This is a genomic window from Phascolarctobacterium faecium DSM 14760, assembly GCF_003269275.1.
Taxonomy (GTDB): domain Bacteria; phylum Bacillota; class Negativicutes; order Acidaminococcales; family Acidaminococcaceae; genus Phascolarctobacterium; species Phascolarctobacterium faecium.
The window spans coordinates 50,694-65,526 of record NZ_QLTS01000005.1; the positions used below are offsets into that span (position 1 = coordinate 50,694).

A 14,833-nucleotide genomic window follows, 5' to 3' on the forward strand; every position below is an offset into this window, starting at 1 on the left:
TTAGTATGCATCATTTCGCTTCTTCAGCTGCTGCCTTACGGGTTACAACTTCATCAATAAGCCCATAAGCTTTAGCTTCTTCGCTGGTCAGGTAATAATCGCGTTCAGTATCCTGTGCGATTTTTTCTTTCGACTGACCTGTATGTTTAGCTAAAATACCATTCATCTCTTCACGGATACGCAGAATTTCGCGCGCATGAATCTCAATTTCTGTAGCTTGACCCTGAGCCCCTCCCAGCGGTTGATGAATCATCACGCGGGAATAAGGGAGCGCGTAACGTTTTCCCGGAGTTCCTGCAGCTAAAAGTACAGATGCCATACTGGCTGCCATACCCATGCAAATGGTAGAAACATCAGGTTTGATATACTGCATCGTGTCATAAATAGCCAAGCCGGCACTTACACTACCGCCAGGACTATTGATATAAAGATGTATATCTTTATTAGGATCTTCGGATTCCAGGAAGAGCAGCTGGGCGATAACGACATTTGCCATCGCGTCGTCAATAGGGCCGGTCACAAAAACGATTCTGTCTTTCAATAAGCGGGAATAAATGTCATAAGAGCGCTCACCCCTGCTGGATTGCTCTACAACGATAGGCACATAGTTCATGTCTTACACCCCTTTTCTTTAAGGTTATATTTTTTAATAAAGTCACATCTGCCGCCGGAGCTTAAAGCGCCGGCGGCAAAATGCCATTATTTTGCGTTGTCAATAACAACGTGAGCAGCTTTGCGACGCAGAATATTTGCAAGCAAAAGTCCCATGTTACCATTGGATTTAATGATATTCTTTACTTCGTCCAGCGTAGCACCATGTTGAGCAGCAATAGCAGATAATTCAGCATCAACGTCTTCCATAGATACCTGAATGTTTTCTGCTTTGGCAATAGCATCCAGAACCAGATCAGTTTTTACGTTTTCAGCGGCAGTCGCACGCTGGTTTTCGCGGATCTTAGCCATATCCATACCAGTATACTGCATATACATTTCTAAAGTCATTTTACGGCTTTCCAGACTCATACGCATTTCGTCAACCATTTGGCTGATGCGGTCTTCGACCATAATCTCAGGAACTTCAAATTTAGCATTGGCAACAGCAGCATCAATCAATGCTTTTTCATATTCAACCTTCGCATTGTTTTCAGCATTTTGCTGCATACGTTCTTTGTACGAAGCTTTCAGTTCAGCAACAGTTTTATATTCACTGTTAGCTGCAACATATTCGTCATTCAGCTCAGGCAGCTCTTTGCGTTTTACATCTTGAACGTTAACTTTGAACACAGCTTCTTTACCAGCCAGTTCTTTAACGAAATAATCTTCAGGGAAAGTTACTTCTACATCAGTAGCATCGCCTTTTTTTAGGCCAACCAGCTGATCTTCAAAACCAGGGATAAAGGAGTTAGAACCAACTTCCAGAGGATAGCCTTTACCTTCACCGCCGCTGAAAGCTTCACCGTCTACAGTGCCGGCGAAATCAATAATTGCAAAATCACCTTTTTCAATAATTGTACCTTCTTCAGCAATTACCATTTTGGCCTGACGGCTGCGCAGTTCTTCTACTGCAGCGTCAACATCTGCATCTTCAACAACAGCTTCTTTTTTCTCTACAGACAAGCCTTTGTATTCACCCAGTTCTATTTCAGGTTTCAAAGTGACTTTGATAGTCAGTTCCATATCTTTATTTTCTTCAAAAACAGATTCTTCAACTTTGGGGTCGGACACAGGAATCAGGCTCTCCTGATCAAGTGCTTTAGTATAGCAATCATTAGCAACGATTTCGAATGCTTCTTGTTTAATGGCATCTTTGCCATAGTGCATTTCAATAATGTTGCGGGGTGCTTTGCCTTTACGGAAACCGGGAATGTTTACGCTGTTAGCGATTTTGCTTATAGCTTTTTTAAAGCCTTTATTCACTTCCTCAGCGGGTAAAGTAATTTTGAGGGTTGCGTCATTCACAACTCTTTCAACAGATACGTTCATTAAAAAATCCTCCCTTAGGTTTTATATGTGTACAAAATTAACAGCTTGTTCAAGGCCAATATCAAAAGATACTGACATAAATCGCTCATAATATCATATCACAAGGATCTAAAGTTGACAAGAAGCAACAAAAAACCCGGCAGGTTTCTGCCGGGCCAATATTCAAGTGGAGCGGAAAACGAGATTCGAACTCGCGACCCCCTCCTTGGCAAGGAGGTGCTCTACCACTGAGCTATTTCCGCATTGATTAGCAACAAGATGTATTTTAGAACAGAACGCCATCTTTGTCAACATTTTTTTGAAAAATTTCTATATTTTTTTACTTTTAAAAAATTCCCAAAACTAACTGGCTGATATTTTTTGAATGATCGGAAACGCGTTTCATATTTATTAATAATTCCAGCATTACAAAGCCAGCAACCGGATCACAACGTTTTTCATTCAATCGTACGATATGATTTTTACGAATCTCTTTCTGATACTGTTTAACCTGACGGCACAATGCCCAGGCTTCTTCAGCCAGTTTCTTATCGTCTTTTTCCAAGGCTTCCAAAGCTTTACCGCTGGCTTCTAGCACCATCTGCCCTAAAGTGTGCAGCTCGGCTTTAGCCTCATCTGAAAATTTTACATTATCTTCGTAAATCATCCGTACTTTTTTCGCTAAAGTTTCACCATGGTCACCAATACGCTCAATATCGTTACAGGCATGTAAAAGACCTGTATGCCGGGCTGATAATTCCCTGCTCATCTGCGTTTCACTCATTTGCGTCAAATATTTGGTAACTTCTTCTTCCAATGCATCTATCACTGGTTCATGTTCTAAAACATAAGCGATTTTCCTGCTGTCCATGTCTTCCATTGCCGCTATGCTCAGTTCAACATTATGACGAGCCATGGTTCCCATGCGCACAACCTCTTTGCCAGCCAGAGTCATAGCGATAGACGGGGTTTTAAGCATATTCACATCCAAATATATCGGTTTGCGCGAAATGACACCGTCACTGCCAGGCAGTAACCGTTCCACAAGCTTGATAAAAGGAGCAGCAAAAGGCAGAAAAATAAGTGTATTGATAATATTAAAGGCTGTATGCGCATTAGCGATCTGACGCGCTATATCATGAGCAGGTGATACTGCCAAAACAAGTTTTATGAACAATCCCATAAAGGTCACGAAAAGAATGCTGCCAATCAGATTGAACAACACATGCGCTAATGCAACACGTTTTGCCGTAACATTTGCACGCCAGGCCGCCATGATTGCTGTAATGCAGGTACCGATATTATCGCCCAGAAGTACAGGAATTGCACCTTCTAAAGGTATCAACCCCTGGCTTGCCATGGCAATCAAAATACCAATAGTAGCGGAGCTGGATTGAATAAGTACTGTCATTACAATACCTACGCCAATGCCTAGAATCGGATTATGAGAAAATTTGCCAATAAAATCAACAAAGCCCTGATACTCGCGCAGGGGCAAAACAGATTGTCCCATCATACTCATGCCCAGCATCAGGATACCAAACCCAAGAAGTACCTGCCCCAGATATTTCCCACGACGGCGTTTAGCAAGCAACTGCATTGCAAACCCTATTGCCAAAATCAAAGTAACATAATCAGTAAGTTTAAATGCAATCAACTGGGCGGTAATAGTGGTACCAATATTAGCACCCATAACGATGCCGAACGCCTGTTTCAGTGTCATCAGCCCGGCATTTACCAAACCAACAGTCATGACTGTTGTTGCACTGCTAGACTGCAAAACAGCAGTTACAGCTGCACCCAACGCTACTCCGACAATCAAAACCCCGGTCAATGCTTCCAGTATTTTCTGCAATTTTTCACCAGCAGCACGCTGCAGACCATCACCCATCAATTGCATGCCATATAAAAACAATGCCAGACCACCTAGAAAGCCAAAGAAATATACCATAATTGCCCCCAGTTCTCACCTTTTTATTTTGTACTTGACTTTTATTATACTAGATTTTACAACGAGCTTACAAGAAAAAAACTTTTCCGCAGCGTCTTATTTTACTGTCCCAGCGGGACTTTTATGCAGCAACAAAAAAATCCCCATATCAAAATGATATGGGGTAAAAAATCAATATAACATTTGTATACTCAAGCAGCTCACTCTAATGCCATTTAATTCAAATGTCTGATAATCTCCATTATTTCTTCAACAGGCAGCACACTGCCGCCTGCAACAACTTTTTCATCAATAACCAAAGCTGGTAAGGCCATAACTCCGTAAGCGACTACACGCCGTAAATCATTAACACGTTCAAACTCAGCATGACATTTGAGTTTTTTAGCCGCGATGGCTGCATTTTGCAATAACAATTCGCATTGTTTCGTCATAGGCCCTAAAACCTTTATATGCATTTATATCACCTTCGCTTTTCTTAGTGCTTGGCTTACAGTTATAGGATACCAAAAGCCTTTGTCCTAAGTTGGGCTAAAAAGTGAACTGTTTGTGAATTTTCAGACAATTCATCCTGCTTCGCTCAATATTGACAAATTTTACTTTATGACAGAACTTTATCAGTATGCTCCAAAATATTTTTTTCTGCTGATAAGGCTTCTTGCTCCAATGCTGCAATTCTTTCGACAAGAACTGAGCAATAATCCTGATCGCTAATCAGATTAAGATTTATTTTTACATTATAAACTGCGCTACGTACAGCTGCCCTGGCCATCAATGCCGCTACAGCAGCATCTGTAATTACGGCTGGATTACCTAATTCTGCCGCTTCTGCCGCCAAAAGTAAAACTGCCAGAGCTTTTTCACCGATTTTCAAAGGTATCTCTGCTGCCATTTTAGCAGCTTCCTGAATTTTTATTTGGCGCAGTTCTTTTTCCAAATCTGTTGCTTTCGGCATCTTATAACATTTCATGAATGCTTCAAAAACGCTGGCATCCTCTTGTACCAACTGAAGCAATTCTTTTCGCAAATATTTACTTGCGGCTGCCAACCTAATCATTTCACCTTCTACCGATAAAAATTTTTCTTTTCCCACAGTAAGATTGGCAACCATTGAAGTTAACGCCGCACCTATGGCTCCACCTAATGCAGCGGCACCTCCACCTCCTGGTACAGGTTCTTTAGATGCAAGTCTTTCTAAAAATTCATCACAGTTAAGTTTCATAAAATCGTTCATTTTAGACTCCCTGTTTTTTTATTTGTAATCGCTCATCATGAGCAGGATAGTCAACCATTTTCAAGCTTCGCAGCGCAAAAGCAAAAAAAGTCTTATCCTTACCACAATCCCTCAAATGCCGTGCATTTTGCAGGCTGTAAAAACCATCGCCGCCACTGAACATAAAATCATTACTTATGACCTTATAATATTTTTCATCCGCTAATGTGCTGCCATCAGACAAAGTAACACTGCTAATTCTCTGTCCTTCCTCCCTTCTGATATCAGCACTGATCTGCAACCCTGAAAAACGCAGCCTGCTGATATCCGGGTTGCCAATACCATGTTCCAGAACCTGCCTCAGATCACTGCCTTTTACTTCTGCTGTATATATGGTACTGTCAAAGGGAAAGATTTTCAATAAATCACGAACCGTTACCCTTCCAGACGGCAAAGTATCACGTATAGCTCCACCGTTATATAAAGCAACATCAGCCTTAAAGCCGTTTTTCAAAACATCCATAAAAAAGTCTCCGACTCTTGATTCTCCATTACGGTCATTTGTCAGCACCTGGCTATTGACAGCTAAAATCTCATTATATTTAGAATCTATGTTTTTAAATATTGGTTCCAAAAACCTTTCCATTGCATTATCCTGTACTCTCGGTAATTCGCTTAATTTATAAACACGCGAATTTGCAGAAACAACCTTCTGAGCTGCCATGGAATATAACAAATTGATTCTGCCAACTGCCTCCCCATAGCATCCGGCCTGAATTACCGGAATATCTTCATATGTCCCGCTGACACACAAATGTGAATGTCCTGTGACAACGGCATCTACTCCATGAATTTTTTGCAAAATCGGTACTATCTCTCCTGTAATACCATGTTTCTCCCCTTGGCGGCTGCCAATATGTGTCAGTAGAACAATAATTTGTGCCCCTTGCCTTCTCAACTCATCAACATATACCTGTGCAATCTGTTCCGGCGGTAAAATTTTTACCTTCTGCAAATTAAACTGCGATGCTTTTTCCTTAGTTTCAACCGTAGTAAGACCCAATATACCAATTGTCAAACCATTCCTCTGCAACATTATATATGGTTTAAAAGGTTCCGCAACTCTATCACCTGCAGCCTCAACAATATTTGCTCCCAAAATAGGGAAATTTGCTGCGGCAGCCTGCCTCTTTATTACGTCCAGAGGATAGTCAAAAATATGATTGCCTGCTGTATTTGCACTAAAACCCATCTTATTCATCGCTGTCACAACTGGCAGTCCCTGATACTCATTGGCATCAATTGTTCCAGAAAACATATCACCACCGCCCAAAAGTAAGTATCCTACAGGATTTTGCTTCATCAGTTCGTTAATTACTCCTGACAAAACAGCAATTCCAGGATCAGCAGCTTCAGCACGCAGGTGCCCATGGAAATCATTCACACTGTAAATATCTATTTCGACAAAGTTTTTTTCTGCCGCATTTACGGCCGTTGCGATCAACAATAACAGTAGTGTTAACCATATCAGACTACATTTTTTCAGCCTGATCATTTTTCCACCCCCATTTTAAACTGCCTTGATTTTATTCGCCGCTGCCCAATATTTTCCCTGCTAAAAAAGCACAGGGAAAATTTCCTGTGCTTTTTATTATACTGTATTTATTTTTTTCAAATAACGACGTACCAAAACAGCCGCTGCGTAACCGTCTAAATTAACAGGCGGAACTTGCAGACCCAAAGGAAGTAAACGGCGCCAGCCCTGCGGAGGGTTTTCCTGCCAATACAATTTTCTGGCCTCTTCCGTACTGTAGCCTTCTTCTATCATTAATATCTTAATTACAGTAGTTACTTCCATCAGCATTTTTTTTATGCTTTCACAGTTAGTGCCGTTCCCCAAAATCACAGCAGCTGGAGCAGATCCTAATATTTGCGGCAGCACTTCTGGTAAAGTTTCTGTTGCCAGTACTGCAACCTTTTTTATTCTTCCATCTGCCTCTACCCATGCAAATCCAGTTTTAGCACTACCAGGATCAACGCCTAAGTACCATACTTTATTTTCCGGCATTTTCCACCTCTAAGCGCAGTAAAACCGGTCCAGAAGCGTTAATGTCACCTTTAGCATAGGCCTTAAGTATAACTTTCCCGCCATACTTAGCCATTTTCTCACCTGTTTCGACCATTGTTCCAGCATCCATATTACCAACCTTACCTGTAAGCGGGTCTGGTATGACTCCGGCAGCAACAGCTACACGGTTAATATCAGACAGAAACTCTAATATTTCACCATTCATACTGCTCTCACTTTGTTCAAGGTCTATTTCTTTACTAAAAATCAGCTCGTTATTTTTATAAATACGATTGTCCGCTGCCAATTCCAACGTACATACAGCCGGTTCTCCAGCAATAATATTAGCAACAGTCCTTACTCTGACAAAAATATTCCCCTGTGCAGCTTTAATGCGCGTCAAAGCCTCTTCAATTACCTCATTAGGCATCCATATGGCCTGCACAGGTTCTTCTGCTTCTATTCCCATACGATGCAGGGTCACTTCATTAGCCGTAGCTAAAAACAACTGCATTTGCCGACTATTTTCTTCGTCATTTAAACTTCCTTTTAAAACTCCTGCATAAACAACTTCGCCGCTTCGAAAAACAACCTGACCTTCACGAATAGCCAAAATTCCTCGCCGCAGACGTTCTGTCATCTGTTCCAGATTAGTTACTTCCCCTTCAAGAGACTGCTTAGCCTGTGACAATTCTCCCACAGCCGACTGAGCCTGCTGAAGCTGGCCTTTGGCTTCCTCATAATTCTGACGAGCAACAACTAACTGATTCTCAATCGCCGCTTTTTCAGCCGCGCTGGCTTTTATCTGTTCATCCAAAGCCAGAATTGCCTTATTCTTTTCAGCAACATCAGCCTGAGCCTTTGCCAACGCCACAGCCGCCTGATCTTTTTCTCTGTTCAAGGCCGCTAATTCATTCTGAAGCTTTTCCATTCCAAACATTGCGGTTCTGGCACTGTCAGAAGCAACAGCCATCGTTACCAAAGTAATAGAGGCGATCAAAATTCCGGTTATAACGGTCATCAACACAGAAGTATGATAGGGCCTTAAACCAAAAACAGAAAGTTTTTTCTTGCCGATCTTACTTCCCAGTTTATCACCAATAAAAGCAATCAAACCGCCAACTACTGCCAGAATTAAAATCAACCGTAATCCGAACATGAATACACCTCCTTTACTTCAAAATATATTTTTTTAATCAAGCGTTTTTCTTCTGCAGTAAAAATACACCGGCTCCCAAACAAATCAGATTGGGAATAATACATGCCAGCAGAGGATTCATCACCCCGCCTTTACCAAGACCTGTAGTAAGTGTCATTATCGCATAATAAATAAAGATTACGATAATACTGATACCAAGGCCAATAGAAGAACTTGTTCTTTGTTTCTGAGTGCCTAACGGAGCACCGATCATAGCAAAGAAAAAGCTGGCTAACGGAATCGAAATCCGCATATAGATTTCACACCACTGGCGTGCTGTCGGCTGATGCTGTCTTTCTAAAACAGAAATATATTCACGCAATTCCCTGATTGTCATTTCCTCAGGTTCTTTTTGTTCCCAGGAAATCTCTCTTGGAGTCACATCAAGCGGAATGATCTGCTCTTTAAATTTAGCAGTGCTTTTAATGCCTTCCGCTTCGTTCATTGTATAAACAGTACCATCTTCCAGACGCCAGGATCCATTTTCCCAGTAAGCTTGTTTTGCTGTTTGAATTCTCGCCAGATGAGATTTTTCAAACTCTTCGATCGTAATATTTTCCATTAAACCTTTTTCTTCATCAAAACGGCGGGCATAAGTAATTCTCTGAGTACTGCCACTCAAAGTCTTAATGATAACATGATCCTGGGTTCTCGGTTTAGTATTCTTTTTAATCTCATATTCTAAAATCCTGCCATACTGTACTTTTGCCGCCGGCACTACCTTCTCTGCCCAAACAACCGAAAACATGCTGACAAAAAAAGCTACGATCAGTACAGGTGCAACAATACGGTAATAACTGATACCCCCTGATTTCATTGCCACAATCTCGCTGCTGCCTGACAATTTACCAAATGCCATCAGCGAAGCCAGCAGCATCGACATTGGAAAGGTATAATTTACTACTTCTGGTAAACTATACATAAATAATCTGGCAATAGTTTCTCCCGAGGCCCCGTATTTAGTCATGTATTGTGTCAGCTTAAAAAGCATGGAGCTGGCAATAAAAATACTGGAAAACGAAGCGATACCAAAAATAAAAGGGTACAGCAATTCACTTAAAACATAACGATCCAGTAAGCGTAAACGCATCCCTATTCCTCCTACATGCTAAAGTTTTCGCCAAGATAATATTTACGTGCCGTTGGATCGTTAGCGATGGTTTCGCTGTCACCATGAATTAAAATTTCACCGTTGGCAAGGATATATGCTTTATCAACAATACTTAAAGTTTCTCTCACATTATGGTCTGTTATCAGGATACCAATTCCGCGCTTTGCTAAATGTGCTATCATTCCCTGGATATCTGATACAGCAATAGGATCGATTCCAGCAAAAGGTTCATCTAACAGAATAAAAGCAGGATCCGTAGCCAAAGCCCTGGCGATTTCAACACGTCTGCGCTCACCACCGGAAAGCTCTGTTCCTTTGCTTTTTCTTATGTGTTCAATACGAAATTCTTCGATTAAAGAATTCATTTTGTTCACACGTTCTTCCTCAGTCAGAACAGTCGTTTCTAAAATCGCTAAAATATTTTCTTCAACTGTCATTTTTCGAAAAATCGATGCTTCCTGCGGCAAATAACCGATGCCAGCCCTGGCCCGTTCATACATTGCCAAAGATGATATATCATCTCCATCTAAAGTAACTACACCTTCATCAGGACGTTCAATGCCTACAATCATATAAAATGTCGTAGTCTTACCGGCACCATTAGGCCCCAGTAACCCGACGACACTTCCCTGCTCTACTGTGATGCTGACCCGATTAACAACGCGCCGTCCTGAATATTCTTTTACAAGATCTTTCGTTTCTATAATCACTAGGCGACCTCCACAGGTGCTTTGGCCATTTGTAATGCCGCATTTTCATCTGCAGTTACATTTTCTTTCTTCTCCACAGGCTTAGGAACATAAACAATTTTTACATTTCCACTGGCTTCTGCCTTATTAGAGGTATTGTTCAGACGCAAGCGATTTCCTTCTACTGTATTCCCATCCTGTGTCGCTTTTGCGTTACCAATCAGTTCTATATAACCGCTATTATTTGTTTCATAAACAGCGGTATCTGCAGAAGCTGTCAAATCACGAGGCGGGCTGGAAATAGCTACACCACCGGTCGCATTTGCCACACCAACTTTTCCATCATAAGTAATTTTCACTGCATCCAGAATGCTTCCATCAGCCATGGACAAACGTGCCCAACTACCAACAGTCTCAGCATATTCACGATTTTTATAATAATCAACACGTTCAGATGCTAAAGTTTTATCACCTTTAGTCAGACGAGCATCACCTATCGCCGAAGAATAATCTTCATTATGCATTACAAATGTATAACAAACAACATGCGAGTCATCACGATCAGCAACAACACCGCCAGTCAGCCTGCCGGATTTTGTTTTGCTGTTAAATTCAGCATTAGCAGCAGTTGCAGTACCGCCATCTTGTTTCAATACTACATTTCCCTTGGCCATACCGTCCCCAGACTGCATATCATATTCAATAGTATCAGCCTTCACACTGAAATTCGAGCCTTGAGCGCAAGCAGTCCCAAGCATGCCCACCATAAAAAATATCCCTATCATCATAACGATAGTCATTTTCAGTTTATTCATTATAATCGCCGCCTCTCTGAACTTCCGCATGCCCTTCTAATTTCAGTCTTTCAAATGCACTACTGGTAACAGCCTTGTCTCCTGTCGCCAAGGTATCATCTTTAAGCAGTCTTACATTCCCCGAAGCTGTAATAACATCTTCAGTCTGCTGCCAACGTATGCTTTCGGCAGTCAGCTTACCGCCACTGGATAGAACTGCTACCACTTTATCATTCAGTTCAAAATCCTTTGCCTCATTTTTTACTTTACCGCCGCCGGCCACAACCTCTAAAACACTGCCGTCTTCACGGTAAATTTTACCTTTAACACCTTTTAAAACAGCCTCACCGCTGCTTTTGATCTGTTCAACTTCTTCAACAGTAAATTCCCAGACTTTCTTACCGTCCACTTCTCTGGCCAAAGTACTATTCCTTACTTTAGCATTCGCCCCAGAGCTTTCTTTCTGAACTGGATTGTTGGAAGGAGCCTCACCGCCGAGCATAAGCCAGGCAATAATGACGCCTGTTATAACTATTGCACCCACGATCATCTGGAAGCCTTTATTTCTCAACATGCTCCTGCTCCTTTCCTGTAGGTGTGTATGGCGTATTCCAGCGATGCTGGAACCATAACCAGTTATCAGGATATTCCCTGATAACTTCTTCGACAATTCTGGTCATTTTTAATGTAACGCGATAGTCATCCAACTGCCTATCGCCGGTATCTTCATAGTAAATAGGATCTTTGACGATTGCCTGATGCCCATAATAACCTTCTTTACGTACAATAAAAATAGGTATAATAGGAGCTTTAAATTTCCTGGAAAAATATGCCGGTCCAGAGGGTGTAGCTGCCATTTTTCCAAAAAACGGTACAAAAATACCGTCATATCCGCCATCCTGATCTGCAATCAAGCCCAGCATGCGGCCTTTTTTCATTGCTCTGGCACAACCAAGAATTTCACTTGTACCACGAGAAAATATTTCCTGACCTACGCTTTTGCGCAGTTCGTTCATAAAATCACTGTAGACTCTATTAGGCTGTGGTTTTTCAACTGCACTTATAGGAAATCCATACAAAGATAAAGCAGCACCCAGCCATTCCCAATTATCCATATGGCAAGCCAGCATAACTACACCATGACCTTCATTCAACGCTTCCCATAACACATCCGGACGATCAAAAGTAACCAAACCACGAATATTATCTTTATTGAGTGCTGGCATATACATTATTTCCATAAAAGTTATGCCTAATTTCACAAACAATGACTTTATCGTGCATTTAGCTTCTTCATCAGAATAACCAAGTCTTTCCTTGATAGTTTCCTCTGCACGGATCCTCTGTTTTTTTGCAATTGTATGATAAAGGTGCCCTATGCCGATACCAATGTTCACCACCAGCTTATAAGGCAGCCATGATACCAAGGTACTGATTGTTTTCAGTAAATAGTAAAGCCACATTATTGAGCGTCTCCCTGTCCCTCTTGTAAATAACTGTTTACAATTTTATCCCAGTCACCACGAGCATTTAAAATAAATTCTGTAATTTGACGCACTGCTCCGCAGCCGCCTTTTTTTTCTGCTACAAAATGACATACCTGTTTTACTTCTTCTACAGCATCTGCCGGAGCACAGGCCAAACCAACCTGTGTAAGCACTGGCAGATCATTTAGGTCATCGCCGACATAAGCCGTTTCATTTAAAGACAAATTATATTTTTGCAGCAGCTCCGCTAAAGCACTTCTTTTCTCTTTAACATTTTCACAAACTTCGATGATTCCTAATTCTCTGGCCCTTCTGCGAATAATTGGACTGCAGCGACCGGTAATAATCGCAACCTGCAGTCCGCATCTTATAGCGCAGCTGATTCCCATACCATCTTTAGCATTAAAGCTCTTGAAAAGTTCCTGCTCAGCATCAAGATAAATCGACCCGTCTGTCATAACACCATCGACATCCAACACCAGCAATTTAATTATCTGAGCTGCTTTTTCTATGTTTTTCATTATACCACACCCTGACGTACCAAGTCAGTCATATGCAATAATCCAATAACACGACGCTCCTCGTCAATAACAGGCAGCACTGTAATAGGCTTAGGACTGTTGCTTTCCATCAGATGCAGTGCCTGAGCCGCCAGTTTATCTTTAGTAATAGTTTTAGGGGCCCTGGTCATCAGTTCAGTAACAGGACGCTGCAGAAAATCAATCCCCTTACTCAGCCCACGGCGAATATCTCCATCAGTCAGAACGCCAATCATAATTTCATTATCGTCAATTACAGAAACAGCGCCAAGCCCTTTATCAGTAATTACGAATAAAGCATCCTGAACAGTTGTTGCACCATTAACAACAGGATTATCAGCACCACTATGCATGATGTCCTCAACAGTTAAGAGCAGCTTGCGTCCCAACGAACCACCAGGATGGAAAACAGCAAACTGGCTGGCAGTAAATTTACGTTTGGACAACAAAGCCAAAGCAAGCGCATCACCATAAGCTAATGCGGCAGTAGTACTGGATGTAGGAGCCAGCCCTAATGGACATGCTTCCTGCGAAACACCAACATCTAAAGTAATATCAGAATTTTTTGCTAAAGAAGACTCAGCATTCCCAACCATAGCAATCAATTTTGCCCCTATACGCCTTAAAGATGGCAGTATATGCAGTACCTCTCCCGTTTCGCCGCTATTAGACAGAGCGATCACGACATCGCTTTCGGTTACCATACCCAAATCACCGTGAATACCTTCGGCAGGATGGAGATAAAACGATGGTGTACCTGTACTGGCAAACGTAGCCGCCATTTTTCGTCCAATGATACCTGATTTACCCATACCAGTGATGACAACTCGTCCTGGACAGTCTAAAATCATAGCCACTGCTGCAGAAAAATGCTCGTCAACTCGAGGTACGAGCTCTAAAATAGCGTCAGCCTCCATTTGCAAAGTATTGCGCGCCTGCTCTAACATTTGTTCCATGCTCCAACTCCCTCTCACTTACCAGATCTAACCGCGTACTATTTTATCAATAGCCAAAACATCTGTTAAAAGTTTCTCTAACTTGTCCAAACGAACCATATTGGGTCCATCAGACAACGCTTCTTCCGGATTATCATGTACTTCAAGAAAAAGAGCGTCAATGCCTACAGCCGCAGCAGCTCTGGCCATATGAGGCACATACTGGCTTTGACCTCCGGAAGTCGTTCCCTGACCTCCTGGAATCTGAACGCTATGAGTAGCATCCATCACTACCGGATACCCCAGCTCACGCATAATTGCCAAGCTGCGCATGTCAGTAACCAAAGCATTGTAACCAAAGCTGGCACCGCGTTCAGTCAGCATAATATTATGATTGCCTGCCTCCTCAGCTTTTTTCAGTACATTTTTCATGTCCCAGGGTGCGAGGAACTGGCCTTTTTTAATATTAACTACACGTCCTGTTTTTGCTGCTTCGTAAACCAAATCCGTTTGACGGCAAAGAAACGCCGGTATTTGCAGAATATCTAAAACTTCAGCAGCTTTTTCCACCTGAATAGTTTCATGAATATCACTGACAACAGGCACACCTAAATCTTTTTTAATCTGTGCTAAAATCTTCAACCCTTCTTCTAATCCCGGTCCACGGAAAGAGCTGTAAGAAGAACGATTGGCTTTGTCATAGGATGCCTTGAAAACATAAGGCACACCTAATTTATCAGCAATTTTTTTAACTTCCTTACCGATCATCAAACTGTGCTCATAACCCTCTAAAACGCAGGGGCCTGCCATCAATAGCAGCGGATGCCCCTGTCCAACTTCATAATCACCAACTTTTACAATGTTCATGTCCGACCTCCTTCTGGAATAA

16 protein-coding genes and 1 tRNA gene are annotated in these 14,833 nt (G+C 41.8%); all 17 read right to left on the bottom strand.

Features of this window, described 5'->3' with window-relative positions:
- Nucleotides 1-10: 10 nt before the first annotated feature.
- A complete protein-coding gene (gene clpP / locus C8D73_RS06950) occupies nucleotides 11-613 on the bottom strand; it encodes an ATP-dependent Clp endopeptidase proteolytic subunit ClpP (RefSeq protein ID WP_021718224.1) in 603 nt (200 codons plus the stop codon).
- An 86-nt stretch (nucleotides 614-699) separates the two neighbouring features.
- Nucleotides 700-1,983, bottom strand: a complete 1,284-nt coding sequence (gene tig / locus C8D73_RS06955) for a trigger factor (protein ID WP_021718223.1) — start codon at nucleotides 1,981-1,983, stop codon at nucleotides 700-702.
- 167 nt (nucleotides 1,984-2,150) lie between these two features.
- Nucleotides 2,151-2,225 (bottom strand) — tRNA-Gly (locus tag C8D73_RS06960).
- An 83-nt stretch (nucleotides 2,226-2,308) separates the two neighbouring features.
- Nucleotides 2,309-3,913: a Na/Pi cotransporter family protein gene (locus tag C8D73_RS06965; protein WP_046430254.1), complete on the bottom strand. Its 1,605-nt coding sequence runs from the start codon at nucleotides 3,911-3,913 to the stop codon at nucleotides 2,309-2,311.
- A 215-nt stretch (nucleotides 3,914-4,128) separates the two neighbouring features.
- Entirely contained in the window at nucleotides 4,129-4,368 is a 240-nt protein-coding gene (locus tag C8D73_RS06970) for a thioredoxin family protein (RefSeq protein WP_021718221.1), read from the bottom strand.
- A gap of 143 nt (nucleotides 4,369-4,511) precedes the next feature.
- Nucleotides 4,512-5,144, bottom strand: coding sequence for a cyclodeaminase/cyclohydrolase family protein (locus tag C8D73_RS06975; protein ID WP_021718220.1), 633 nt, complete (start codon nucleotides 5,142-5,144; stop codon nucleotides 4,512-4,514).
- A 1-nt stretch (nucleotide 5,145) separates the two neighbouring features.
- Complete coding sequence (locus tag C8D73_RS06980) at nucleotides 5,146-6,678, bottom strand: bifunctional metallophosphatase/5'-nucleotidase (protein ID WP_113077741.1); 1,533 nt, start codon at nucleotides 6,676-6,678, stop codon at nucleotides 5,146-5,148.
- Nucleotides 6,679-6,774: 96 nt separating this feature from the next.
- The gene (locus C8D73_RS06985) at nucleotides 6,775-7,191 is read right to left on the bottom strand and encodes a RuvC family protein (RefSeq protein ID WP_113077742.1); all 417 of its coding nucleotides are present in this window, start codon (nucleotides 7,189-7,191) and stop codon (nucleotides 6,775-6,777) included.
- Nucleotides 7,178-8,350, bottom strand: coding sequence for a DUF3084 domain-containing protein (locus tag C8D73_RS06990; RefSeq protein ID WP_113077743.1), 1,173 nt, complete (start codon nucleotides 8,348-8,350; stop codon nucleotides 7,178-7,180). Before C8D73_RS06990 ends, C8D73_RS06985 begins: the two co-directional genes overlap by 14 nt.
- A 37-nt stretch (nucleotides 8,351-8,387) precedes the next feature.
- On the bottom strand, nucleotides 8,388-9,479 hold the full coding sequence (locus tag C8D73_RS06995) for an LptF/LptG family permease (RefSeq protein WP_021718216.1): 1,092 nt from the start codon (nucleotides 9,477-9,479) through the stop codon (nucleotides 8,388-8,390).
- An 11-nt stretch (nucleotides 9,480-9,490) separates the two neighbouring features.
- Nucleotides 9,491-10,210: an LPS export ABC transporter ATP-binding protein gene (lptB, locus tag C8D73_RS07000; RefSeq protein ID WP_021718215.1), complete on the bottom strand. Its 720-nt coding sequence runs from the start codon at nucleotides 10,208-10,210 to the stop codon at nucleotides 9,491-9,493.
- Nucleotides 10,210-11,004 carry an LptA/OstA family protein gene (locus C8D73_RS07005; protein ID WP_021718214.1) on the bottom strand — a complete coding sequence of 265 codons (795 nt, stop codon included), beginning with the start codon at nucleotides 11,002-11,004 and terminating at the stop codon, nucleotides 10,210-10,212. The genes lptB and C8D73_RS07005 overlap by 1 nt, the downstream gene beginning before the upstream one ends.
- Nucleotides 10,997-11,557, bottom strand: coding sequence for an LPS export ABC transporter periplasmic protein LptC (gene lptC, locus C8D73_RS07010; RefSeq protein ID WP_021718213.1), 561 nt, complete (start codon nucleotides 11,555-11,557; stop codon nucleotides 10,997-10,999). The genes C8D73_RS07005 and lptC overlap by 8 nt, the downstream gene beginning before the upstream one ends.
- The gene (locus C8D73_RS07015; protein WP_021718212.1) at nucleotides 11,544-12,446 is read right to left on the bottom strand and encodes a lysophospholipid acyltransferase family protein; all 903 of its coding nucleotides are present in this window, start codon (nucleotides 12,444-12,446) and stop codon (nucleotides 11,544-11,546) included. The genes lptC and C8D73_RS07015 overlap by 14 nt, the downstream gene beginning before the upstream one ends.
- Nucleotides 12,446-12,991, bottom strand: a complete 546-nt coding sequence (locus tag C8D73_RS07020; protein WP_113077745.1) for a KdsC family phosphatase — start codon at nucleotides 12,989-12,991, stop codon at nucleotides 12,446-12,448. The genes C8D73_RS07015 and C8D73_RS07020 overlap by 1 nt, the downstream gene beginning before the upstream one ends.
- A complete protein-coding gene (locus tag C8D73_RS07025) occupies nucleotides 12,991-13,956 on the bottom strand; it encodes a KpsF/GutQ family sugar-phosphate isomerase (RefSeq protein ID WP_113077773.1) in 966 nt (321 codons plus the stop codon). Before C8D73_RS07025 ends, C8D73_RS07020 begins: the two co-directional genes overlap by 1 nt.
- A gap of 36 nt (nucleotides 13,957-13,992) precedes the next feature.
- Nucleotides 13,993-14,811: a 3-deoxy-8-phosphooctulonate synthase gene (gene kdsA, locus C8D73_RS07030; protein ID WP_021718209.1), complete on the bottom strand. Its 819-nt coding sequence runs from the start codon at nucleotides 14,809-14,811 to the stop codon at nucleotides 13,993-13,995.
- Nucleotides 14,812-14,833: the final 22 nt, after the last annotated feature.

Bases quoted from the DNA above. Each gene is read 5' to 3' on its own strand.
- C8D73_RS07015 (WP_021718212.1), bottom strand. From the start codon at position 12,446: ATGTGGCTTTACTATTTACTGAAAACAATCAGTACCTTGGTATCATGG.
- C8D73_RS06995 (WP_021718216.1), bottom strand. From the start codon at position 9,479: ATGCGTTTACGCTTACTGGATCGTTATGTTTTAAGTGAATTGCTGTAC.
- C8D73_RS06980 (WP_113077741.1), bottom strand. From the start codon at position 6,678: ATGATCAGGCTGAAAAAATGTAGTCTGATATGGTTAACACTACTGTTA.
- C8D73_RS07020 (WP_113077745.1), bottom strand. From the start codon at position 12,991: ATGAAAAACATAGAAAAAGCAGCTCAGATAATTAAATTGCTGGTGTTG.
- C8D73_RS06975 (WP_021718220.1), bottom strand. From the start codon at position 5,144: ATGAACGATTTTATGAAACTTAACTGTGATGAATTTTTAGAAAGACTT.
- C8D73_RS06990 (WP_113077743.1), bottom strand. From the start codon at position 8,350: ATGTTCGGATTACGGTTGATTTTAATTCTGGCAGTAGTTGGCGGTTTG.
- C8D73_RS06965 (WP_046430254.1), bottom strand. From the start codon at position 3,913: ATGGTATATTTCTTTGGCTTTCTAGGTGGTCTGGCATTGTTTTTATAT.
- C8D73_RS07025 (WP_113077773.1), bottom strand. From the start codon at position 13,956: ATGTTAGAGCAGGCGCGCAATACTTTGCAAATGGAGGCTGACGCTATT.
- lptC (WP_021718213.1), bottom strand. From the start codon at position 11,557: ATGTTGAGAAATAAAGGCTTCCAGATGATCGTGGGTGCAATAGTTATA.
- C8D73_RS06970 (WP_021718221.1), bottom strand. From the start codon at position 4,368: ATGCATATAAAGGTTTTAGGGCCTATGACGAAACAATGCGAATTGTTA.
- C8D73_RS06985 (WP_113077742.1), bottom strand. From the start codon at position 7,191: ATGCCGGAAAATAAAGTATGGTACTTAGGCGTTGATCCTGGTAGTGCT.
- clpP (WP_021718224.1), bottom strand. From the start codon at position 613: ATGAACTATGTGCCTATCGTTGTAGAGCAATCCAGCAGGGGTGAGCGC.
- kdsA (WP_021718209.1), bottom strand. From the start codon at position 14,811: ATGAACATTGTAAAAGTTGGTGATTATGAAGTTGGACAGGGGCATCCG.
- C8D73_RS07005 (WP_021718214.1), bottom strand. From the start codon at position 11,004: ATGAATAAACTGAAAATGACTATCGTTATGATGATAGGGATATTTTTT.
- tig (WP_021718223.1), bottom strand. From the start codon at position 1,983: ATGAACGTATCTGTTGAAAGAGTTGTGAATGACGCAACCCTCAAAATT.